Consider the following 23,273-nt stretch of genomic DNA (forward strand, 5'->3'; position numbering starts at 1 on the left):
TTAAGTGCAATTAAGGATATAGGATTAACGGTAGTCTTTAGATTTTATTTGGACTTTGTAATTGATATCTAATTATTTTGCATGCTTTGGAATGTTGGGTGTTTATACTTGTTTTTTTAGGTATAAAAAAGCCATTAGAATTTTATGAGCAATAGTAAACTATGCTAGCGAAGTACATATTAAACACCCTAGAGAAACCGGCTACTTGCGAAGTTATTTTTGAGCAACTCCAGCAAGATGTTCAATCAGAAGTTATGCAAGTTATTCGGCGGTGGCGTTTTCATGATGCTGTTATTCTTCAATGCACTGAAGAAATCGAGCTTTCTATTCCAAATAATGATAGTCAATGTCCTGAACGCTGGATTATCTGGCAGGTTATTGATTCTGCTGGTCGTTCCGTTTTTCCTCAAAGAAAAGAGTTTTTTAGTTTATGCCAACAAGCATTTTGGTTAAAAATGCAAATGGCGAAAGAGTCTGTAGAAATAGAAACGAATTAATGATGAATTTAGAATAGGCATTGTCATCATTTATGGTATTTTTCTTTTTACATCCTCACCGATTGAGAATAATCTTCTGGTAAATTGAGGCGTGTTAATTAAATTAACTGCGTTTTTATAAGAAACTTAAAATACGATAGACAGTAAGATTGGTAAGTGAGAGTGCCACATGGCGATGGATAAAGTTAAAGAATTATTTGTAAATAATAGAGAATGGGCGACGTCCATTAAAGAGCAGGACCCTGATTTTTTTCGTCAGCTTTCAAAAGATCAACAACCTAAATTTTTATGGATTGGTTGCTCTGATAGCCGAGTTCCTTCTGAGAAACTCATAAAAGTGGGGCCTGGCGATCTCTTCGTTCATCGAAATATTGCGAATCTGGTTGTGCATACTGATCTTAATTGTTTATCAGCAATTCAATACGCCATCGATGTTCTTAAAGTCGAGCATATCATTGTGTGTGGGCATTATGGTTGTGGTGGGGTTGAAGCGGCTATTAATAATAAAGAATTGGGCTTAATTGATAATTGGTTACTGCATATTCGTGATATTTGGTTTAAACATAGCCGAATGTTAGGAGAGCTCAAACCCACTGAGCGAATTAATCGCTTATGTGAATTGAACGTGATTGAGCAAGTCTATAATTTAGGTCATTCCACAGTATTACAATCTGCTTGGAAACGAGGGCAGGATATTATGGTACACGGTTGGATATACGGTATTACCGACGGCTATTTAATCGATCTCGATATTACTGCGGATAGCCGAGCAAAACTTGAACTTTGTTACCGAGAAGCCATTGCAGCATTAACAACAAAAGCCCCGTTCACGACGGGCTGTTCTGCTAATTAATGGAATAAAAAGCGCCGTTGAACAATACCGTTCCGCGGCGCTTTTTATGATGAATGATGTAGCAATCAAACGCGGGAAATTAAACGTTAACCACAACTCCAGCTCGGTATCTCACACTGTTTTATTTGTGTGTTTTCCGTTGAATTGATGGGCTTATGGTCAATGTGATTTGAAACTCATTTAGACAGCTTAAACATTTTGATTGTTTGTAAACAAATTTTAAAGAGACTAATATCCCTTTAAGTATGTATTTATCTTCCTTTGAATGGAGCTTTCTATGTCAATTTCAGCGCGTAACCAACTTGTCGGAGCCGTCCAGTCAGTTGTTGCTGGAGCGGTTAATGATGAAGTGGTACTGAGTTTCGGTAATGGTGAAACAATTTCCGCAGTGATCACAAAAAACAGTACTCAATTATTGGGGCTCGTGAAAGGTAAACAGGCTGTCGCAATTATTAAAGCGCCATGGGTTGTTTTAGTCTCTGATGAGCATGAGTATGTGTTTTCAGCACGTAACCAGTTCAGCGGCCGTATTGATGAAATTGAAACTGGTAGTGTGAACGCCGTTGTTCATTTGACAACGAATGCCGGAACCAAGTTATCTGCTGTTGTGACGAATAATAGCGTCGAAGAGATGAAATTAGCGGCAGGAAGTAAAGTTACTGCTATTGTTAAAGCATCGAGTGTAATTTTAGCGACGAAAAAATAGATTAAACCGTCCTATATTATCAAGGTCGTAGTTCTTCTACGACCTATCTATTTTCCTATAACCTATCAATCAGAAAGTTGTTGCTTATAAAAAACAATTCGTTCAGTTTCAATAAATCCAAGAGATTGATGAAGTTTCTGTGAAATTTCGTTATTTAGATTGGTATCAGAAGCTAATTCTTTGCATGTATTCCCTACTTATTTAAATGACGTAATAAAGCATCAATACCTTGGTGATAATAGTTTATGTCACTGATGTCATTATCCATCTTTTGTCTATTTGATACAGCGAGCGCCGCGCCATGAGTAAAATCGACTAAAATAAATACCCATAATGTGGCTTGTTCTGGGGGGAGGCTTAATTTCATTGCAAGGTTGATGAGCGTATCTGTGATCCGCTTTGCTTGTTCTGGAAATGTATTGGGATGATTAAATATTGATAATGTCAGCTCAGGGTAGCGTACAATATAGCCTCGATATTCAGTTAATAGCTGCTTTATTTGTTCAGACGGTGTACCCGATAAATTGGGTTTAATATCAGCATATAGATGATTGGCAATGGATTTGACCAAACATTCTTTATCTTCAAAGTAGTAATAAATTGTCATGGGATTGATCCCCATTTCTTTTGCGAGCGCTCGCATACTCAACGCTGAAAATCCATGAGAATCGATAAACTTGATTGCCGCATTTATGATGATTTCAGCAGATATTTTTGGCTGTTTTTTACTGGGTCTTCCTACACTTCTTGTGGTCGCCATTTTATTTTGCATTGTCATTGTTGTATCTCATAGTGGGATTGTACAAATCCTGAGGCAAATGTTGTGGTCTGTATATGGCGTAAATGAATGTCGTTAGGAATTTCACCAAATAATGGGCGACCAGATCCTAACAAAATAGGAATTCTCGTGATGATGAGATCGTTAATTAAACCATCAGAAATAAAGGATTGGATGACTTTACCACCATCAATATAGGCACGATGATGACCTTCAGATTCTAGCCTGTTCATAATTTCTTTCGGGGATAAATCCAGAAAGTATACTTTACCGATTAATTCATCAGGGATGGTTTCTTGGGCGAGTGTTTTTGATAGCACAATAACAGGACGATGATAAAACCAAGGCTGGATATGTTTGATGGATTCGTAGGTACCTCGACCCATAATAATCACATCAATATTAGCCATAAACTCATCATAGCCATGATCTTCTCCCTTTGAATCTAATTGGAGTAACCAATGAATATCACCGTTATCACGGGCGATGAATCCATCAAGGCTAGTGGCAATAAAAACATGTCCGGTAGTCATTATCATTTTCCGCTTCAGTTTATTATACGACGTATAATAAACTGAAGCGGAAATAATACAATAGAAACTGCGTGGAATTCATTGCTAAGATAAAATGCATGAAGTTGAGTGAGAAAGAGATTGAAGGGTATATTGACAAAGCATGAACAAAGATTAGAATGATTCTCAATTGGTCTCTACGACTCGTAAGCGTTTACGTAAATCAACGCATATAACGTTGTTGTACCAACAGTTATATGCTGTTGTGTACTCGCTGATTTACGGGGATTTTATGTCGTATCAAGATCGTAATTTTGTATTAGGTATCCCTAAGCTTCCAATGCGAGCCTTATTTTTTTTGGTTCCTTTCTTCCTATCCCTAGTCATGAGTGGCATTGTTTCTCTTATTAGTACAATAAGAGCATTGGGTTTTACATCCGAAATTTATGCGCCTTGGATGAGCTCATGGGGACTTTCATGGATGATTGCATTTCCTACGGTGTTATTTATCTTGCCGATTGCAAGACGTATTTCGTTGCTGCTTGTTAAGCAAGTTTAATTTAATGTACCGCCCAATATTGGGCGGTATTGTTCATGACTTAATTTGGAAAGCCTATTGTTATGCCATTAAAAATTCTTGGGTTGTTTTTTTTAACCGCGATAGCGGAAATAGCGGGGTGCTATTTTCCATATTTATGGATGAAAAAGCAGGGGAGTCCGTGGTTGTTACTACCAGCAGTGCTCTGCTTAATGCTGTTTGTTTGGCTATTAACTTTGCATCCTGAAGCCAGCGGACGTATTTATGCCACTTATGGTGGGATTTATATTGTCACGGCATTGATCTGGCTAAAAGTGGTTGATGGTGTTTCCCTTGCTGTTACTGATTGGGTTGGCGCTTTCGTCGTATTACTGGGCGCTGGAATTATTATCAGTGGATGGAAATAGCCAGTGAGTAAAGTTATTTATCCTTTACTCGCTATGATTAATTAGCTTCGGATAAAAATTCTGCTTTGTCATATATTCCCCAATGACCTTCTAATCCAAGGGAAAAGGCGACGTGTTTATCATCGGTGATGATTCTGATAATTTTATGTGCAAATTGCTCTGAATGCTTATCTAAATGCCTTATCTCAGAAAAAGTAATTGGTTCAATATGACTTTGCCCATCAAATAGGCGGTGATACCCTTGTTTGAAGGTTTTTTGACGAATATCTGCTAATGACAGCGGTGCATTTTTTGCATCATTCCAAGTCATAACAATAGAGAAGGCATTTTCATTAAAAAAATCTAATCCAAGTTTACTGGTATTTCTAAAGAAATGATTTTGGACTAATTCAAATAATCCGATAATGTAATTATCTAAATCGACGTTTTTATTATTTTTGAGTTCGGTTATTTTTTTCTTGAAATCAGTTAATGAAGTGCAATTTATAATGTTATTTTTAGTAATGAAATCGTATAACTCTTGACCGTCAACTGAGCTAGAGGTGTTTTTAATAATAAGTTTTTTAATAACTTTGTTTTTTTCTTCTATTGAAATTTCTTTGCTATGTATATATTTGAATAAATCGGTCTTATGGCTTGATTTATTTAGATACTCTTTCCATGCATGTAAATAAGGCGCTAGGTTTTTATTGCCAACGTATAAATAATGCTTGGGTTTATTTTCATATAATGCATCAATGAAATTATCGACTTGTCGGAATAAAAGTTGATAAATATAATCCCTATGGCTTAATTGATAATTAAAAGTCTCTTTAACTAAATCTAATTTAGTATTGAAGTTAGAAATTGTAGTAATGGCTTTCCTAGGTTTCGTTGAATAAAGATAATGGCAGTTATTTAGCTGCTGAGCAGCAAATCCATATACTGCAATGCCTTGAGCAGCAGACTCATCATGATGATTATGCAGCCTCTCCTTGATAGTATCTCTTAGTGCATTAAGGGATTGGGGCTTTGCTAATATAGGCTCGCCCATATCAAGGCTTAATAGGCATGTTGATGTGGATTTAATTGTATTAATACTTGGGGCTAAATTTTTAGCAACTCGCCAGCTTGCGGGAATTTTATGAATATTTCCTGCTTTTTTCGCTGGGAATTGACCGGATGGTGTGGAATTAATATGAGTTAATGGCATAGTGGGTTCAGTGAGTTTGTATTATTTTTGAATATTAAAGATTAATCATTTTAATTTAAAAATGCCTGCAAAAAATGATTATTTATATCTAAAAATATTAAATGAGGCTAAGTTATAGGTATAAACCACAATATAATGGCTAATGTTGACATAAACTAAATATATTTTAGTTTCCTACAGAAATAATGATATCTATAATTCAAATATTTTTCCTAATTGATCTGAATCAATTTAACAAAAATTACTCATTAAGTGGTAATTTTAATGGCTGATTAACTACCTAAATGACATTAATTAACCTTTATTTTCACTTTCATTGATTTTAGGCAATATATGATTACAAGTGACTGATATTCTCTCCCGCGAATATACAAAAATAAAAAGAGGTTAATAATGAACGTCAGTCGCAGAAAGTTTTTTAAAATCTGCGCCGGCGGGATGGCAGGTACAACTGTAGCTGCGTTAGGTTTTATGCCAGGAATGGCAATGGCTAATGTACGTGAAAATAAATTATTGCGTTCTAAAGAAACGCGTAATACTTGTACCTATTGTTCCGTGGGTTGTGGATTGCTGATTTATAGTATGGGTGATGGGGCCATGAATGCTCGCTCAGCCATCTTCCACGTTGAGGGCGATGCTGATCATCCTGTGAATCGTGGTGCTTTGTGTCCGAAAGGCGCAGGGTTACTGGATTACATTCGTAGTGACAGTCGTTTACGTTATCCTGAATATCGTGCACCAGGCTCGAATAAATGGGAACGCATTAGCTGGGACGATGCCTTTACACGTATTGCTCGCTTAATGAAAGATGACCGTGATGCCAATTTCATTGAAAAAAATGAACAAGGTGCCACAGTCAATCGCTGGTTATCGACAGGGATGCTTTGTGCCTCTGCGGCTAGCAATGAAACGGGAATGTTAACCCAAAAATTCGCACGATCGCTCGGTATGCTAGCGGTCGACAACCAAGCGCGTGTCTGACACGGACCAACGGTAGCAAGTCTTGCTCCAACATTTGGTCGCGGTGCGATGACCAACCACTGGGTTGATATTAAAAATGCCAATGTGATTGTGGTGATGGGCGGTAATGCCGCTGAAGCTCACCCTGTCGGATTCCGTTGGGCGATTGAAGCGAAAAATAATAATGATGCAACCTTGATTGTGGTGGACCCGCGTTTCACGCGTACCGCATCGGTCGCGGATCATTACGTGCCAATTCGTTCAGGAACGGATATTACCTTCCTTTCAGGCGTACTGCTTTATCTAATTGAAAATAATAAGATAAATGCAGAGTACGTTCAAAACTATACGAATGCATCTTTGATTGTCAGAGATGACTTTGACTTTAATGATGGGTTATTCAGCGGTTATGATGCTGAAAAAGGTCGTTACGATAAAACCAGCTGGAACTATAAATTCGATGAGAATGGTCATGCATTACGCGATGACACATTGCAAGATCCGCGCTGCGTTTGGAATCTGCTAAGAAAACACGTTTCTCGTTATACTCCTGATATGGTAGAGAAAATCTGTGGTACTCCACAGGCTGATTTCTTGAAAGTATGTGAAATTTTAGCCACAACAAGTGCAGCGGATAAAGCGGGTACTTTCCTCTACGCACTTGGCTGGACTCAACACACTGTTGGTGCACAAAATATTCGCACCATGGCAATGATCCAATTGCTGTTAGGTAATATGGGGATTTGTGGAGGTGGGGTGAATGCACTGCGCGGGCACTCAAATATTCAAGGCTTAACGGATTTAGGTCTTCTCTCCACGAGTTTACCGGGCTACTTAACGTTACCTTCTGAAAAACAGTTAGATGTTGATAGCTATTTAGCGGCGAATACACCAAAAGCTACATTGCCAAATCAGGTCAACTATTGGAGTAACTACCCTAAATTTTTCGTCAGTTTGATGAAGTCGTTCTATGGCGATGCTGCTCAACCTGAAAACCAATGGGGTTATGATTGGTTACCTAAATGGGATCAAGCTTATGATGTCATGAAGTATTTTGACATGATGAGCAAAGATAAAGTCACAGGCTATATCTGCCAAGGCTTTAACCCAGTTGCCTCGTTCCCAGATAAAAACAAAGTGGTTAGCTGCTTAAGTAAGCTGAAATATTTAATTGTGGTTGATCCATTAACCACAGAAACAGCGAACTTCTGGCAGAACCACGGTGAAATGAACGACGTTGATCCTGCCTCAATTCAAACAGAAGTTTTCCGCCTACCGTCTACGTGTTTTGCGGAAGAAGATGGCTCTATAGCTAACTCGGGTCGCTGGTTACAGTGGCACTGGAAAGCAGCGGATGCCCCGGGTGAGGCGCGTAATGATGGTCAGATTTTAACGGGTATTTTGCATAAAATCCGTGAAATGTATGAGCAAGAAGGTGGTAAAGGTAGTGAGCCATTACTGCAAATGCGTTGGGACTATAAACGCCAATTCCATCCAGAATCGGAAGAAGTGGCGAAAGAAAACAACGGTGTTGCACTGGTGGATTTATATGACGCTGATGGCAACTTACAAGCCAAGAAAGGCGAGCTTCTGAATTCATTTGCACTGTTACGCGCAGATGGTTCAACGGCTTCTTCTTGTTGGATCTACACCGGTAGCTGGACTGAAAAAGGCAACCAGATGGCGAATCGCGATAACAGCGACCCATCCGGTATTGGTAATACATTGGGTTGGGCATGGGCATGGCCATTAAACCGCCGTGTGATCTATAACCGCGCTTCCTGTGATACCAAAGGTAAACCGTGGAATAAAGATCTGGTTCTGATTGAGTGGAACGGTAAGAAGTGGGTTGGAAACGATGTGCCAGACTTTAACGCGTCAGCGCCAGAAGTAGGAACCGGTCCGTTTATCATGCAACCAGAAGGTTTAGGTCGTCTATTTGCGATTGATAAAATGGCAGAAGGTCCATTCCCTGAGCACTACGAGCCATTTGAAACGCCATTGGGAACTAACCCTCTGCATCCAAGTGTGGTCTCTAACCCAGCTGCGCGAATTTTTGAAGATGACAAGAAACGTCTTGGTAATCACAAAGAATTCCCTTACGTCGGAACCACTTATCGCTTAACGGAGCATTTCCACACTTGGACGAAGCATGCGCGTTTGAACGCAATTGCACAACCAGAGCAGTTTGTGGAAATCAGCGAAACCTTAGCCAAAGCCAAAGGCATTGCTTTAGGGGACAAGGTGAAGGTGAGTAGCAAACGTGGCTTTATTAAAGCGATTGCCGTGGTTACACCACGCCTGCAAACCTTAATGGTTGATGGTAAACCGATTGAAACCGTCGGGCTTCCTATTCACTGGGGCTTTGAAGGTGCAACGCAAAAAGGCTTTATTACCAATACGTTGACGCCATCTGTGGGGGACGCTAACTCTCAGACTCCTGAGTATAAAGCGTTTTTAGTTAACATTGAGAAGGTGTAAGGGAGGGAACTATGTCCATGCAATCTCAAGACATTATTAAACGTTCCGCGACCAACAGTATTACGCCTCCACCACAGGCGCGTGACGATAAATTTGAAGTTTGTAAGCTCATTGATGTGTCATCCTGTATTGGCTGTAAAGCTTGTCAGGTGGCATGTTCTGAATGGAATGATATCCGCGATGAAGTCGGTCACTGTGTTGGGGTTTACGATAACCCAACAGATCTGAGTGCCAAATCTTGGACGGTAATGCGTTTTAGCGAAACCACTGAGCAAGGCAAGCTAGAATGGCTAATCCGCAAAGATGGTTGTATGCACTGCACGGATCCGGGCTGTTTGAAATCGTGTCCATCAGCGGGCGCAATCATTCAATATGCTAACGGTATTGTGGATTTCCAATCAGAGCACTGTATTGGTTGTGGCTACTGTATTGCGGGCTGCCCGTTCAATATTCCACGATTAAATCCAAAAGATAATCGTGTGTATAAATGTACGTTGTGTGTGGATCGTGTGGCAGTCGGACAAGAACCTGCTTGCGTGAAAACATGTCCAACGGGAGCCATTCGCTTCGGTACCAAAAACGAAATGTTGGAATACGGTGCTGAACGCGTTGAAAAACTTCAAAAACGTGGCTACGCCCAAGCGGGCATTTATGATCCTGAAGGCGTGGGAGGAACCCATGTGGTGTATGTGTTACATCATGCGGATAAACCTGAGCTGTATCACGGGTTACCAAAAGATCCAAAGATTGATACCCCAATTAATCTATGGCAAAGCATCCTGAAACCATTATCGGTTGCAGGCTTTATCGCCACATTTGCGGGGCTGATTTTCCACTATGTGGGTATTGGTCCAAACAAAGAAGTGGATGATGAAGAGGAGAAAGATGACCATGAGTAAAAAGAGCAAAATGATCGTTCGGACGAAATTTATTGACCGAGCGTGCCACTGGACAGTGGTTATCAGCTTCTTCTTAGTTGCATTGTCAGGGATTGCGTTATTTTTCCCAACCTTAAAGTGGCTAACCGAAACATTCGGTACGCCACAAATGGGTCGAATTCTGCATCCTTTCTTCGGTGTGCTGATTTTTGTCGTACTGATGTTTATGTTTGTGCGCTTTGTGAAACACAATATTCCGGATAGAAAAGATATTCCTTGGATCCTGAATATTGTTCAAGTTCTCAAAGGCAATGAACATGAAGTTGCGGATGTGGGCAAATACAACGCCGGTCAAAAAATGATGTTCTGGAGTATCATGAGTATGATTTTTGTACTTTTGATCACGGGTATTATCATGTGGCGTCCTTATTTTGCGCATTTATTCCCAATCTGGATGGTACGTTGGAGTATTTTAGTTCACGCATTAGCAGCGATTATTCTTATCCACGCCATTTTAATCCACATGTATATGGCATTCTGGGTTAAAGGTTCCATCAAAGGCATGATTGAAGGTAAAGTCAGCCGCCGTTGGGCGAAGAAACATCACCCACGTTGGTATCGTGATGTTGAGGCGAAAGAAGACGCAGCGGAAGCGAAAAAAGGTCAATAATTTCGATATTATTAAGTAATATAGAGCCACTGTTATTTCATGATAACAGTGGCTTTTTTTATTCGCAAAATGACTTATTTTGAACCCAATACAGGGTTAATTTCAGGAGGGAAAATGGTTCAATTGGTAAGAGTATCTGCAAGTAATCAACATGATATTGCGTTAATTAATGAGTTATATGACATTTCTTTTCCTGACCATGAAAAGCGCTCTATCCGAGGACGGGAGTCATTATTGCCTTTGGAACAGTTTTATTTGTATAAAATTGTCGATAACAATCAATTCGTTGGATTCATTGGTGGATGGCTTATTGAGACTTTTTTCTATATAGAGCATTTTGCGATTGCTCAACATATTCGTGGTGCAGGCTATGGTCAAAAATCCCTGAGTGCCCTGTGTCAGTTATACCCTAGGATTGTCTTAGAAATTGATCCGTTGGTAGATGAAGTGGCAAGAAAGCGCCTTCATTTTTATGAGAAAAATGGGTTTATCAAAAATGATTATTCCCACCATCATCCGAGCTATAACGACAAGTACACGCCTCATAAATTAGAAATTTTAAGTTTGCATTCACCTTTTACACAGGATGAATATCAAACATTTAACCAATTTCTCGTGAATACCGTGATGAACCGCAACTTTTTATAAGTATGTACCTGCCTTGATGCAAAGCCAGTGACGATGCTAACTTAGTATTGAATCTGGATTATTTTGCTAAGCGCATATGCAACAAAGGAAATGGATTTCCTTCACCATCGGTATCTGAACGAGCATATTGAACAAACCCCATGTGTTGGTAAAAGCCAACGGCTTGAGGGTTTTGTTCATTCACATCAACTTCATTAACACCTAGCTGCTCAATAGCATAATTTAGCAATTGTTTACCGATGCCAATTCCTCTCGCTTGCGGGGAAATAAACAGCATTTCGAGTCGATTTTCCCCAGCCCCTAAAAATCCAGTGACTTCACCTTGTGGATTTAAAGCGACAAAAACAGATAAGTTAGGTAAATATTGCTCTCTAATTGGTTTTTTTAACAGTTCGATGTTTTTTTCGGGTAGAAAATCATGAGTTGCTCTCACTGAGGCTTCCCAAACACGCATGATTTGATCGTAATGATTAACGGTAGCTGGTTGAATATTCATTGCATTTTATCCTTATATAGAGAATTTATCTTAGATAGTCAGGTTAGAAAGTCAATATCTGATGGCTATTTTGGTTATGGGGCGTTTTTGGGATATTACTCTCAGAAAAAAAAGATAACTTATTCATTATTAGAGGATATGTTTTCGAAATTAATATAAGCACTATACTCATATTTTATCGTAGCGCTTATTACCCGATTTTGTTAACCCATTTAAAAACCATGGTAGGAGTATGTTAATGAAATATAAAATGCTAACAGTGTGTTTATCGGCTGCATTATTAACACCAATGGCCCCCGTTTTTGCAAGCACAGATAATGCTCAAAATATGGAATTGAATCAAGTATTCGTATTAAGTCGCCATAATTTACGCACTCCTATTGTTAACACAGGAATTCTCACTGAAATAACAGACAAAAAATGGCCTGCATGGGATGCGGAAAGTGGCTATTTAACGACAAAAGGAGGCGCTCTGGAAGTGTATATGGGGCATTACTTTAGAGAGTGGCTCGACAGCAATAAGCTCTTTGCTAATGAATTATGCCCAACCAGTAGCGATGACGTTTATGTTTACACCAACAGCCTACAAAGAACCATTGCAACAGCCCAGTTCTTTACTGCGGGAGCATTCCCAGGGTGTAAAGTGAATATCCATCATAAGCCAGAAATTGGCACGATGGACCCTGTATTTAATCCAATTATTACTAACAGTTCTCCTGAGTTTAAAAAGCAAGCGATCGATGCGATGGAATCCCATCTTAAAGGGCTTAATTTAAAACCCGGCTATGATGAATTAGACAATGTTCTGAATATTAAAGATTCGAAAAAGTGCGCCACCGATAAGTTGTGTAATTTAGCCACACCGAAAAATAGTTTTATCATAGAAGCTGAAAAAGAACCTGGTGTGAGTGGACCGTTAAAAATGGCTAACTCAGCGGTTGATGCTATTGATTTACAATATTATGAAGGTTTCCCAGAGAAAGATGTGGCATGGGGAATGGTGAATAGTGATGAAAAATGGAAAAAGCTCAACACACTAAAAAATGGTTATCAAGAAACATTATTCACACCAAAAATCATCGCAAAAAATGTGGCACATCCAATTCTGAGTTACATGGATAAGGGGTTTGTTTCTGTGAATAAAGGCGAAACTGCCAAGTTTATTTTCTTAGTGGGGCATGACTCAAATATTGCATCAGTCTTGTCAGCCATGGATTTCAAACCCTATCAATTACCGCAGCAATACGAACATACACCAATTGGTGGGAAATTAGTCTTCCAACGTTGGACCGATAAAAAAGAGACTAAGGATTACGTGAAGATCGAATACGTTTATCAAACTGCCGATCAGCTACGTGATAGCGCGTATCTTTCATTAGATACACCACCAAAACATGTGACTTTAGAGTTGAAAAATTGCCCAATTGATAAAAATGGTTATTGTTCATGGGAAGATTTTGAAAACGTCATGAAAGCAGCATTAAAACAGTAATATCAAAGAGATAATATGTAAAAAACCCTGCTCTTTGGAGCAGGGTGTGAAAGAGTCACGAAAATGTTTATGAACGTCTAATTTACCCCAAATGCTGAAGGAAAGGGCTTATAAATTGTATGGAATTACCATTTAGTGTAACAAACTTTAAGCCTAGCCATTCGGCGAGTTAAAATAGCGTTTTACTCTGACATTGACCCTTTTGATGGATTAGCGAACCACTAGAACGCTCGTTTTCGCATAACGTACAACTGAGGCTGCGTTCGAGCCTAATAAGTAAGTAGACATACTAGGACGACGTGAGCCAAGCAATATCACATCTGCTTTAATATCTTCTGCCGTTGCGAGAATTTCATCTTTAACGGATCCAACAACTGCTTTTACTTGCACTTTATCTGCTGGGACAGAGAATAGTTTCACTTTCTCTTTCAGCTCATTAAGAATGATATCTGCTTGTTTTTGATCATCAGGAAAATCACTTGGCAGGATGGTACCGCCATAGCGTAAATAATTGGAGATAGGTGCAGTTACAGCGAGAAAGTGGACAGTTGAGTTGTGCATTTTTTGCAATGCATTGACATGTGGAACTAACATTTCGGTGAGTGAGTCTTCGGTAACATCAATAGGAACTAAAATTGTATTGTACATAACATCTCCTTTTTTCTTTTATATTATAAGTTTAGATCAATTTAATCAGTTTTGATATTGATTGTTAATAAATTAATATTAATCAAATTCGATTAAAAATGCTGTGAGCGAAGGTACGTAATTGATGGGAATAAACACGATAGGATAGAAAAACGGTAATTGGAGAGCGATATATTACCGTTCTTAATAGTCAGTACTATTTTTTGGTGACTTTAGGTTTTACGGGTTCTTTTTCCGAGCAAGCCTGCTTTAAACCACCTTTACAGGCTTTATCAAGATATTCAGCACCGAGTTTGTCATTGAATTCCGTCCCTTCACCATTTTGTAGCATTTTTCCTACTTGATATTGGGCTGGTGGGAATTTTTTATCAGCGGCTTTTTGGAACCATTCAAAGGCGATAAGGTAGTTTTGCTTTACACCTGCCCCTTGGTAATAGAATTGTCCCATATAATTCAGTGCTTCAGGGTTACCCTTATTTGCGGATTTTTCAATCCAGCTATAGGCGGTTTCAAAATCACTAGGAACACCATTGCCATTAAGGTACATATCCCCAAGAAACAGTTGAGCATCCGCATTACCTTTATTGGCCGCCATTGTTAGCCATTTCTTTGCCTTCGGATAATCTTGCTTAATTTCGTTACCGACATAGTAACCAATACCGAGCATAACTTGGGCTTTAACATCCCCTTTTTGTGCTTGTTGCTCGATTTGTTTAATAACTTCAGGAGGAACTGGGGCTGCAATACTTAAATTTAGTGAAAATATAAATAAAGAGACGAACGCTAATAATCGTAACATGGTGCTTTTCCGCATCTTAAGTTGGCTATGAATATCCTTATTTCAAGATAAACTCGAAACGGTGTTGACAGTTATTGGTAAGAAAAGATAACCATCAAAGTATCAATTACTCTACTTCTATACTCTGTAAATATCAACGTTCCAGCAAAAATACAGTTTAGGCGAGTTTTTTACGCATTATAAGTGAATGTTAAAAGTGTTTTCTTTGTTAATGGTTATTAAAATTACCGTATTGAATAACTATAAAATTGAATTGATGAAAATAAAATATCATTCGAAATAAAGAACTAGTTTTTTATTTTGAAATTTAACAAGAGAGATACAAACTACGGAATTATTGCAAAGAATAATAGCAATTATCATGAGCTCTTGTGATGTTTCGCACGAAATAAATGGTGAATTGTTGAAATTGTTAAGACGAGTTTTTTTATTGTAAAAAGACTAACGCTTTTAAAAACAATAGGTTATACCCATCCTTGTTGAAAACAACGAATTGGGATTATTTCTGTCGATGGATAGAGATATTTACGTCGGTTTGCTCTTTTTGTAGAAAAAATTTCTCTTTATTGGGGGTTTTATAGGGAAATAAAGAGATAATTTTTCTCTCTCATATCCTCTATGATGGAGTCATCATAATAGCCTGCAAATAATTAAGGTTATTGAAAGAAATAACCACTTAAGTCGCATCTAAAACAAAAAATTTCTCTTTTAAGCGTTCAACAATATTAAGTGAGTAACTATGGCTACGATCCCTACAATAGATAATGTTGATGACAGAAAAGCTTCTACGGCTGCTTCCCGTGCAGGAATGACACAAGAACAATGGCGTGCTGCCATTAAGTTTGACGGTACAGATGTCGGCTGGGTGATCATGAGTATCGGGATGGCAATTGGGGCGGGGATAGTTTTCCTCCCAGTGCAAGTTGGATTGATGGGGCTATGGGTATTTTTGCTTTCATCCGTTGTCGGTTATCCTGCAATGTATTTATTTCAGCGTTTATTTATTAACACCTTAGCTGAGTCACCAGAATGTAAAGATTACCCAAGTGTCATTAGTGGGTATTTAGGTAAAAACTGGGGCATGTTTCTCGGGGCGTTATATTTCGTTATGTTGGTGATTTGGATGTTTGTTTATTCGACAGCAATTACTAATGACAGCGCATCTTATTTTCAAACTTTTGGTGTAACGGATGGGTTATTATCTGAAAGTCCTTGGTATGGTTTAGTTCTGATTTGTATTTTAGTTGCAATTTCGTCTCGCGGTGAAAAGCTGTTATTTAAACTGTCTAGTTTTATGGTGCTGACTAAATTATTCGTGGTTGCAGCATTAGGTATTTCAATGGTGGGTATGTGGCACCTGTATAATGTAGGCTCATTGCCACCAGTTGGGCGTTTATTTAAAGAAGCCGTTATAACGTTACCTTTTACGTTAACCTCTATTCTATTCATTCAAACATTAAGCCCGATGGTCATTTCATTCCGTAGCCAAAACGTAAATCGTGAAGTTGCACGCTATAAAGCGCTACGAGCTATGAATATCGCTTTTGTTGTTTTATTTTGTACTGTCTTTTTCTATGCAGTGTCATTTACGTTAGCCATGGGACATGATGAAGCGGTTAAAGCGTATGAGCAAAATATTTCTGCATTAGCGATTGCAGCAAAATTCTTCCCTGGCGGTTGGGTGACTGTGGTCAGTGTTATGTTGAATATTTTTGCGGTAATGACGGCATTCTTTGGGGTTTACTTAGGGTTTCGCGAAGCCACGCAGGGTATTGTGATGAATATTTTGCAACGCATGATGCCGGTAGAGCGCATTAATGAGAACTGGGTGAAAAATGGCATTATGATATTTGCGGTACTACTGGCATGGGGAGCGATTATTCTCAATGCACCGGTGCTTAGTTTTACCTCAATTTGTAGCCCAATTTTCGGGATGGTGGGTTGTTTAATTCCAGCGTATTTAGTTTATAAAGTTCCTATGTTGCATAAATATAAAGGTATTTCTTTATACCTCATTATTTTCACAGGGATTTTATTGTGTATCTCTCCATTCTTAGCATTCGCTTAATGTTAAATACGTAAATAATGTGCGCTCTATCTGAATGATCGGGCGCACATTTTTTATTGTACTTAAGCGTAATAAAGAAAAGTGATTATTGCTCAAATAACGGGGTTGGCTTGCCGTTGTCATCGATAGCCACGAAATTAAATTGTCCGTGGATTACCTCTTCGCGTCCTTCCGCGTACATATCTTCTAAAAAGATAGAGACATTAACGGTAAGGCTAGTTCTACCGACACGGATCACTTTACCAACTAATTCAACAATGGTGCCTGATGGAATCGGGTGCGTAAAATTGATTTTTTCTGTCGAAACGGTTACCAGTCTTTTACGGCAAAAACGGGTAGCGGTAATAAAGGACACTTCGTCCATCCACGCTAATGCGGTGCCACCAAACAATGTGCTGTGATGGTTAGTGGTGGTTGGGAAAACCACTTTAGAGACATGAGTAACAGATTGTTCAATTTTTTGTTTGATTACATCATCAACGTTGGAACACATATTTAAGCCTTACTTTGAATTCTCACTATTTAAATGTCGAACCAGCAAACTAATTACTTGCTGCAACATTAATGTGCGTATCATTAATGTTGCGAATAAGTGTAATCCTGATCACAAATAAATACAGTGATTAATCAAACATGAATCGTTCCGGCTAGAAAGAGTGTCGCTTTTCCCGTCAATTTGACGCGATTTTGTTCAATCAAACAGTGTATTTTTCCACCACGCTCAGAAATTTGATGACCTAATAACGAATTTTTCTGTAAGCGCTTAGCCCAAAGTGGGGCAATCGCACAGTGGGAAGTTCCTGTGACGGGATCTTCATCGACGCCTTTGGCAGGGGCAAAATAGCGAGAAACAAAGTCACATTGATCATCAGTGCTTTTTGCTGTGATGGTTAGACCCTGTAAGGGAAGCTTAGCGAGTCTCAACATATCTGGGTGGCAATGTTGCACTTGCTCTGATGAATCGACAAAACAGATGTAGCGGTCTTTGGCTAAATAGAGTTCAGAAATGGTTGTGCCGAGAATGTCATTTAATTGAGGATATTGGCTTAGATTCGCTGGCTCACACGCTAAAATTGGAAAGTCTAATGTGAAGCCGTTTTGGTTTTTGTAGACGGTCAGCTCCCCAGATAAGGATTGGAACACAATTGGGTTGATAGGGTGCTGTTTAAATCGGTTTAGAATATAGGATGCCGCAAGGGTGGCATGACCACACAGTTTGACTTCCATTAGTGGTGTAAACCAGCGGATGTGCTCACCAACTAAAAAGGCTGTTTCAGATAAATTAATCTCGGCGGCAATGGCGATAAGTTTGTCATCTGGCAGCCATTCATCGAGCAGGACAATGGCGGCAGGGTTGCCATGAAATAGGGTATCAGTGAACGCATCGACATAATAAATCGGAAAAGATTGTGAGCTCATGGTAAAAATCCTTGAGAGGAAATAACTCATTATGGTTAGAAAAGTAGAAGGAGAGTATCACGAGATTGGCGATATAGAGGAGAGGTTGGCGCAATAATTTTTGTGATTATTACGCCAACAGAATAATGTCTAATTATAGGGAATCTTACTTCGCGTTAGCTTCGTTTCTATCCGCGTTTTTCAGCATTTTTCTCACAGGAATAATCAGAGCGGCTAACACAATGGCGCAGATCACCAGTGCGATAGAAACGTGAGAGAATAGCTCAGGCATAGAATCCAATTGGTCTTTACGGATATTACCACCCATGATACCTGCCGCTAAGTTACCTAGCGCGCTTGCACAGAACCATAATCCCATGACTTGTCCACGCATTTTTTGCGGAGCCAGTAATGTCATGGTTGCCAGTCCAATTGGGCTTAAACATAGCTCACCTAAGGTCAGTAATAAGATACTGCCCACTAACCAGAATGGGGATACACCAGATTGTGTCGCAAGAACTTGGTTAGCTGCCACCATCATGATAGCAAAACCACCCGCAGCAAACAGGATACCAATGACAAACTTGGTCATGCTGCTTGGGTTCAGATTACGCTTGGCTAATGATGGCCAGAACCAGCTGAAAATAGGTGCTAACAGGATGATAAACAAGGCGTTGATTGACTGGAACCAAATCGTTGGGATTTCAAAATTACCCCATTGGCGATCGGTGTAGTCGCGCGCAAAGATGTTAAATGATGTTGGTTTTTGCTCAAACGCAGACCAGAAGAATGCCGCAGCAATTAACAGAATCAAGCAAGCGAGTAAACGGGAGCGTTCGCTACTGTTTAAACCTGCGCAGAAGAACATAAAAATAAAGTAGATGCCCACACAAGTAGAGATAATGTAAGCAGAACTTTTTGCAATCACCGTAGGGTTGAATGGAATCGTCCCGTTATTGATTAATACGACTAGTACTGCCAGTGCTGCCATTGCAACCGTAACCCATTTACCAACATTTTTACGTTGCACAGTAGGGTGGTTCCAAGTGGAATCTAAGCCAACTTCTTTGTCATAACGACGCATTTGTGGAATCGCGTAGAAACGGAAGATAAGTAGGGCGACTAACATACCCAAGCCACCCAAGCCAAAGCCTAAGTGCCAACCGTATTTCTCATGTAATGGGCCAATAATTAATGGGGCAATAAATGAGCCCATATTGATACCCATATAGAACAGAGAGAAGCCGCCATCACGACGGGTATCTTCTTTCTTATATAAAGTACCGACCATGACAGTGATACAGGTTTTAAATAGACCCGTACCGAGGACAATCAGCAGTAAACCGATAAAGAAAAAGGTATTGGTGAAGAGTGCAGACAGCGCAATAGATAAGTGACCTAATGCAATGATTAAGGAACCATACCAAACCGCACGGCGTTGACCTAACCAGTTATCTGCTAACCAACCACCCGGTAATGAGGTGATATAAACACCACCTGCAAAGATACCGACAATCGCAGAAGCTTGCTCAATCGGAAGCCCCATCCCACCTTGCAACAAAGTTGCACTCATGAATAGGATCAGAAGGGGACGAACACCATAGAAAGAAAAACGTTCCCACATTTCTGTGAGGAAAAGTGAACTTAATGGGTAAGGATGCCCAAAAAAAGTTTTAGTTTTAGTCGCAGAATGACTCATCTGTGAACTCCAATACGTTATGACTTAAGAGGTTGTGCCGAATTGTGAATGTGGAGCAAAACCCCACCACTATTTTTTATTGATATGTTAATGCTGTGTTGCAAACATATTTTCGGCATACATTATTATAAAATTGCTAATAAGCAGAATGAATTTATCGTAAGAAAGTTAGTTTTAAGATGAAAATTCGATGTAACTCTCATTCTTACGATAAGAGGGCACAGAATAACGGATTTTTATTGACAATAAAAGAATGTTTTTTGAATCGATTAAGTTCATTAAAAACATATGGTTACAAGTTGATTTCTGCGCTTATAAACTTTTCATGGAAAAGATAATAAAAAGTTATGTTTTGGCGTGGAAATCACACCATTACCATTACTTTTGGGAGGGAGATGCTCTTAGACCATCAGATTGTTTTCTGATTATTATCCACGAATAAATCAGGTTTATGAGTACTAATACAGAGGTGAAGAAGAAGACAGCTCTAAAGCCGTAAGTGGCTGCCACAAAGGAACCCATCAAAGGACCTGTGACATTACCTACATCGCGTAATGCTTGGTTGTAGCTAAATATTCGCCCAGTAATTTGGTGGGAGATATTATAAATTATTAAAGTTTGTACTGCGGGTAATAACGCGGCATTAAGGGCACCAAGCAAAAAGCGTAAAGCGCCTAACTCCCAATAGCTACTGACTAATCCCATCGGGAATAAGACAAAAATGGATGCGCCAAGCACTGCCAATAAAACGCGGTCGGGTCCAATGCGGTCACTCAGTTTTCCAAGCATGGGTGCGCTAATCAGGGCAGCAACACCAGGAATAGAGGCAATCACGCCGCTAATAAAAGCAAGGTTATCCATCGAGTTAGACAATTCCCTCACGTATAACGTGATCACGGGATTAATTGAACCCATAGACGCTTGGATGATCATGGTGGTGAAAAACAAGCTGATTACTAAGTTTTTATTACGTAAAGAGGCAAAAACTTGTTTCCCCGTGAGGGCATCTTTACGAGAAACAGGAGTAAAGCGCTCACGCACATAGAAAAGAGTGACAAAAAAGCAGATAAATAACACACTTGCGGTAATGAAAAACACGGGACGCAAGCCATATTGATCAGCTAAAAAACCACCAATGAGTGGACCAATCAATGCGCCGCTAACTGCGCCAGTCGCTAAAACGCCCATCGCCCAGCCGCTTTTATTAACGGGTACCTGTGTTGCAATTAGCGCATTAGCATTCGGGACAAACCCGCCAAGTAAGCCTAAAAGTGCTCGCAAAGCCAAAAGCTGCCAAATATTCTGCGCAAAGCCAATCAACACCATCACAATCGCCATACCAAGGGCTGAACGCAGCAACATTAATTTACGACCGCGGCGGTCAGAAAGGCGCCCCCAAAAAGGTGCAGCAATAGCGGAAAAGAGAAAAGTAATACTGAAAACAGCACCGGTCCATAAATTCAATGAAGTATGGTCAGTAACGCCAAGCTCTTCAATATAAAGAGGGAGGAAAGGCATGATCAGGCTGAAGGCTGCGCCCGTTAGAAAGCAGCCGAACCAGACGATGTAGAGGTTTTTTTTCCAGTAAGTACTTTTCTTCATACATTCCCTTCATACTTCGTGCCGTAGCGTTGTTGGCTTCACTCCCGTCATATTTTCGTGCCGCAGCGTTGTTGGCTTCATTCGCGGACCCCAGTCACATACTTATGTATGCTCCTGGGGATCCACTCATTTGCCGCCTAGCTGCAGCACAAACTATTTTGGGAGAACCACCTAGCTACTATATGAGTTGTTTCGAAAATGTGCAGCTATAGGGTGATTCACCACACACCAACAATGTCGGGAATTACATAGCCTAGCGGTGGTGGATTTTATCTAAATCGCCATACAGAGAAGGTTCTCCCTTTGGACGCGTTTTAAAACGGCGGTGCATCCACATATATTGCTCTGGTGCCCGTAAAATTTCTTTCTCAATGACCTGATTCATCATTGTCGCGGTGGCGACATTATCGTCCACAGGGAAATTGTCCACCGCTGGCTGAATCAGCAATTTATAGCCCTTACCATCGGGTAAGCGGATAGCTGAAAACGGCACAACGAGTGGATTGCCAAGAGATAATAAGATCTGTGAGCCATTGGTGGTTGCCGCTTTTTCCACCGCAAATAATGGCGCGAATGAACTGTTTCGAGGACCGTAATCATGGTCAGGGGCATACCATAAAATTTCCCCTTCTTTTAATGCGCGGATCATGCCTTTAACGTCTTTACGGTCGAGCATGTATTTATTAGATTTCAAACGTCCACGAGTTTGTAGCCAATCCATCAGTTTATTATCGTTAGCGCGATAAACACCAATGCCGGGGTTCAACATACCAAATGCACGACCGCCGATTTCCAACGTTAAGAAATGGACGCCTAACACAATAATGCCACGACCGGTTTCTTGAGCGGTGAGCATATTTTCACGACCTTCAACTTTAAGCCAACGGCGCACTCGCCAATCAGGCCAGAACCACGCCATTCCTGTTTCAAAAACGCCCATACCAACGGATTCAAAGTTTTGATCAACTAGTTTTTTACGCTCTTCTTGGCTCATTTCGGGAAAGCACAGTTGTAAATTGCGATCGGCAATGAGAACGCGTTTCTTTAAAAAGCGCTTGGAGAAACGCCCCAAACGGGTGCCTATCCAATAAATGGCTGGATAAGGAAGTAGGACTAGCAGGTATAGCACGCTAATGCCAAACCAAACTAACCAATAACGGGGATGTAATAAACTTTTCTCAAATTTTGGTGCTGGGATCATTGTTTTTTCGGTTTCTACTTTAGTGGATTTCAATTAAAAATAGCTTGTTAATCTGAATGATATCAAATTAATCAGCAAAAAGTTGCGCGGCTTGCATCGTGCTCATTAATTCCGCAAGGTTTCTAACTGCCATTTTTTCCATCACTCGAGAGCGGTGGACTTCGACGGTACGTACAGAAACACAAGCAACCTCTGCAATTTCACGGTTTATCAGCCCCTGAAGCACATAGCCACACACATCTTTTTCTTTGGGGGTTAACGTTTCATAGCGCTGTTGAATTAGAAAACGCTCAGTCGCTTTAATAGTTTGCAGACGAGCTTGCTCAAGAGTTTCAGCAAGTTGCTGGCTATCAATAGGTTTCTGTAAAAAGTCGATAGCGCCTAGTTTCACTTGCTCTACTGCCATTGGGATATCGCCATGCCCAGAAAGAAAAATGACGGCAAGTGTACTCTGTTGCTCTTTGAGATATTGGTGAACTTGGCGTCCATCCAGTTTTGGCATCCGCATATCCAGCAATACCACACCTTCTTCATGTAAAGGCGCTTGTTGAACAAACTGTTCACTGTCGTTCCAAACAGTGACGCTATAACCTAGCGTTTCAAGTAAAAACTGACAGGAATCGGTGACATCGCTGTCATCGTCGACAAGGTGAATGACAGGCATTAACTCATTCCTCGTAGCTTATTTCTTATTCATATAAATGGTTTTGAAAGCATTGTCACATATAGTTATTGGGAATGTTATCTTTT

General features: G+C 39.9%; 23 protein-coding genes and 1 pseudogene. 11 read left to right on the forward strand and 13 right to left on the reverse strand.

All coding sequences use genetic code 11. From position 1 onward, the window contains the following. The first annotated feature begins 161 nt into the window (after positions 1-161). The 3 genes from PR795_RS03135 to PR795_RS03145 all read left to right on the forward strand — a co-directional run bounded on the left by PR795_RS03135 (position 162) and on the right by PR795_RS03145 (position 2,056). A complete protein-coding gene (locus PR795_RS03135) occupies positions 162-497 on the forward strand; it encodes a hypothetical protein (RefSeq protein ID WP_112860135.1) in 336 nt (111 codons plus the stop codon). Between the two features lie 169 nt (positions 498-666). Continuing rightward, positions 667-1,350 (forward strand): carbonate dehydratase, encoded by a 684-nt coding sequence (can, locus tag PR795_RS03140; protein WP_006657887.1) that lies wholly within the window; start codon positions 667-669, stop codon positions 1,348-1,350. A gap of 277 nt (positions 1,351-1,627) precedes the next feature. Continuing rightward, positions 1,628-2,056: a TOBE domain-containing protein gene (locus tag PR795_RS03145; protein WP_272516649.1), complete on the forward strand. Its 429-nt coding sequence runs from the start codon at positions 1,628-1,630 to the stop codon at positions 2,054-2,056. A 65-nt stretch (positions 2,057-2,121) separates the two neighbouring features. Here the strand turns inward: PR795_RS03145 and PR795_RS03150 are convergent. The 3 genes and pseudogenes from PR795_RS03150 to PR795_RS03160 form a co-directional block, all read right to left on the reverse strand. Beyond that, positions 2,122-2,241 (reverse strand): annotated as a pseudogene (locus PR795_RS03150) (aminoglycoside 6'-acetyltransferase); the annotation flags it as partial. An 8-nt stretch (positions 2,242-2,249) separates the two neighbouring features. Then, positions 2,250-2,834: a TetR/AcrR family transcriptional regulator gene (locus PR795_RS03155; protein ID WP_181480739.1), complete on the reverse strand. Its 585-nt coding sequence runs from the start codon at positions 2,832-2,834 to the stop codon at positions 2,250-2,252. Then, positions 2,831-3,367 (reverse strand): dihydrofolate reductase family protein, encoded by a 537-nt coding sequence (locus PR795_RS03160; RefSeq protein WP_181480740.1) that lies wholly within the window; start codon positions 3,365-3,367, stop codon positions 2,831-2,833. The genes PR795_RS03155 and PR795_RS03160 overlap by 4 nt, the downstream gene beginning before the upstream one ends. Positions 3,368-3,638: 271 nt before the next feature. On the opposite strand from PR795_RS03160, the gene PR795_RS03165 reads away from it, so the two are divergent. Together PR795_RS03165 and PR795_RS03170 are read left to right on the forward strand one after the other, a co-directional pair. Beyond that, the gene (locus PR795_RS03165; protein ID WP_006657893.1) at positions 3,639-3,905 is read left to right on the forward strand and encodes a DUF2798 domain-containing protein; all 267 of its coding nucleotides are present in this window, start codon (positions 3,639-3,641) and stop codon (positions 3,903-3,905) included. A 62-nt stretch (positions 3,906-3,967) separates the two neighbouring features. Then, positions 3,968-4,291: a YnfA family protein gene (locus tag PR795_RS03170; protein ID WP_006657894.1), complete on the forward strand. Its 324-nt coding sequence runs from the start codon at positions 3,968-3,970 to the stop codon at positions 4,289-4,291. Positions 4,292-4,328: 37 nt separating this feature from the next. Here the strand turns inward: PR795_RS03170 and PR795_RS03175 are convergent, their stop codons facing one another. Continuing rightward, the gene (locus tag PR795_RS03175; protein ID WP_036965188.1) at positions 4,329-5,483 is read right to left on the reverse strand and encodes a hypothetical protein; all 1,155 of its coding nucleotides are present in this window, start codon (positions 5,481-5,483) and stop codon (positions 4,329-4,331) included. A gap of 393 nt (positions 5,484-5,876) precedes the next feature. Here PR795_RS03175 and fdnG point away from each other — a divergent pair, with 393 nt between their 5' ends. From fdnG to PR795_RS03195, 4 genes are all read left to right on the forward strand, one after another. Continuing rightward, positions 5,877-8,924 (forward strand): formate dehydrogenase-N subunit alpha, encoded by a 3,048-nt coding sequence (gene fdnG, locus PR795_RS03180; protein WP_181480741.1) that lies wholly within the window; start codon positions 5,877-5,879, stop codon positions 8,922-8,924. An 11-nt stretch (positions 8,925-8,935) separates the two neighbouring features. After that, positions 8,936-9,823 (forward strand): formate dehydrogenase subunit beta, encoded by an 888-nt coding sequence (gene fdxH, locus PR795_RS03185; protein ID WP_006662085.1) that lies wholly within the window; start codon positions 8,936-8,938, stop codon positions 9,821-9,823. Then, on the forward strand, positions 9,816-10,472 hold the full coding sequence (gene fdnI, locus PR795_RS03190; protein ID WP_006662084.1) for a formate dehydrogenase-N subunit gamma: 657 nt from the start codon (positions 9,816-9,818) through the stop codon (positions 10,470-10,472). The genes fdxH and fdnI overlap by 8 nt, the downstream gene beginning before the upstream one ends. A gap of 114 nt (positions 10,473-10,586) precedes the next feature. Next, positions 10,587-11,120: a GNAT family N-acetyltransferase gene (locus tag PR795_RS03195; protein ID WP_224063783.1), complete on the forward strand. Its 534-nt coding sequence runs from the start codon at positions 10,587-10,589 to the stop codon at positions 11,118-11,120. Between the two features lie 58 nt (positions 11,121-11,178). Here the strand turns inward: PR795_RS03195 and PR795_RS03200 are convergent, their stop codons facing one another. After that, on the reverse strand, positions 11,179-11,616 hold the full coding sequence (locus PR795_RS03200) for a GNAT family N-acetyltransferase (RefSeq protein WP_272516650.1): 438 nt from the start codon (positions 11,614-11,616) through the stop codon (positions 11,179-11,181). 238 nt (positions 11,617-11,854) lie between these two features. On the opposite strand from PR795_RS03200, the gene agp reads away from it, so the two are divergent. Then, entirely contained in the window at positions 11,855-13,108 is a 1,254-nt protein-coding gene (gene agp / locus PR795_RS03205) for a bifunctional glucose-1-phosphatase/inositol phosphatase (protein ID WP_036974779.1), read from the forward strand. A 210-nt stretch (positions 13,109-13,318) separates the two neighbouring features. Here agp and PR795_RS03210 read toward each other — a convergent pair whose 3' ends face one another. Both PR795_RS03210 and PR795_RS03215 read right to left on the reverse strand, forming a co-directional pair. Further along, positions 13,319-13,756, reverse strand: a complete 438-nt coding sequence (locus PR795_RS03210) for a universal stress protein (RefSeq protein ID WP_006657903.1) — start codon at positions 13,754-13,756, stop codon at positions 13,319-13,321. Positions 13,757-13,952: 196 nt separating this feature from the next. Then, complete coding sequence (locus PR795_RS03215; protein ID WP_006657904.1) at positions 13,953-14,555, reverse strand: tetratricopeptide repeat protein; 603 nt, start codon at positions 14,553-14,555, stop codon at positions 13,953-13,955. 739 nt (positions 14,556-15,294) lie between these two features. Here PR795_RS03215 and PR795_RS03220 point away from each other — a divergent pair. Next, the gene (locus tag PR795_RS03220; protein ID WP_036972614.1) at positions 15,295-16,623 is read left to right on the forward strand and encodes an amino acid permease; all 1,329 of its coding nucleotides are present in this window, start codon (positions 15,295-15,297) and stop codon (positions 16,621-16,623) included. A gap of 85 nt (positions 16,624-16,708) precedes the next feature. Here PR795_RS03220 and PR795_RS03225 read toward each other — a convergent pair whose 3' ends face one another. From PR795_RS03225 to ttrR, 6 genes are all read right to left on the reverse strand, one after another. Next, positions 16,709-17,116 carry an acyl-CoA thioesterase gene (locus PR795_RS03225; protein ID WP_006657906.1) on the reverse strand — a complete coding sequence of 136 codons (408 nt, stop codon included), beginning with the start codon at positions 17,114-17,116 and terminating at the stop codon, positions 16,709-16,711. 134 nt (positions 17,117-17,250) lie between these two features. Continuing rightward, positions 17,251-18,042, reverse strand: coding sequence for a PhzF family phenazine biosynthesis protein (locus PR795_RS03230; RefSeq protein ID WP_006657907.1), 792 nt, complete (start codon positions 18,040-18,042; stop codon positions 17,251-17,253). A gap of 145 nt (positions 18,043-18,187) precedes the next feature. Then, complete coding sequence (locus tag PR795_RS03235; RefSeq protein WP_006657908.1) at positions 18,188-19,720, reverse strand: peptide MFS transporter; 1,533 nt, start codon at positions 19,718-19,720, stop codon at positions 18,188-18,190. A 378-nt stretch (positions 19,721-20,098) separates the two neighbouring features. Then, the gene (mdtG, locus tag PR795_RS03240) at positions 20,099-21,322 is read right to left on the reverse strand and encodes a multidrug efflux MFS transporter MdtG (protein WP_006657909.1); all 1,224 of its coding nucleotides are present in this window, start codon (positions 21,320-21,322) and stop codon (positions 20,099-20,101) included. A gap of 253 nt (positions 21,323-21,575) precedes the next feature. Next, entirely contained in the window at positions 21,576-22,523 is a 948-nt protein-coding gene (locus PR795_RS03245; RefSeq protein WP_036974681.1) for a Kdo(2)-lipid IV(A) acyltransferase, read from the reverse strand. A 67-nt stretch (positions 22,524-22,590) separates the two neighbouring features. Continuing rightward, complete coding sequence (gene ttrR, locus PR795_RS03250) at positions 22,591-23,187, reverse strand: tetrathionate respiration response regulator TtrR (protein WP_006657911.1); 597 nt, start codon at positions 23,185-23,187, stop codon at positions 22,591-22,593. Positions 23,188-23,273 lie beyond the last annotated feature (86 nt).

Origin of the sequence: Providencia sp. PROV209 (genome assembly GCF_028479485.1) — a bacterium.
Classification (GTDB): domain Bacteria; phylum Pseudomonadota; class Gammaproteobacteria; order Enterobacterales; family Enterobacteriaceae; genus Providencia; species Providencia alcalifaciens.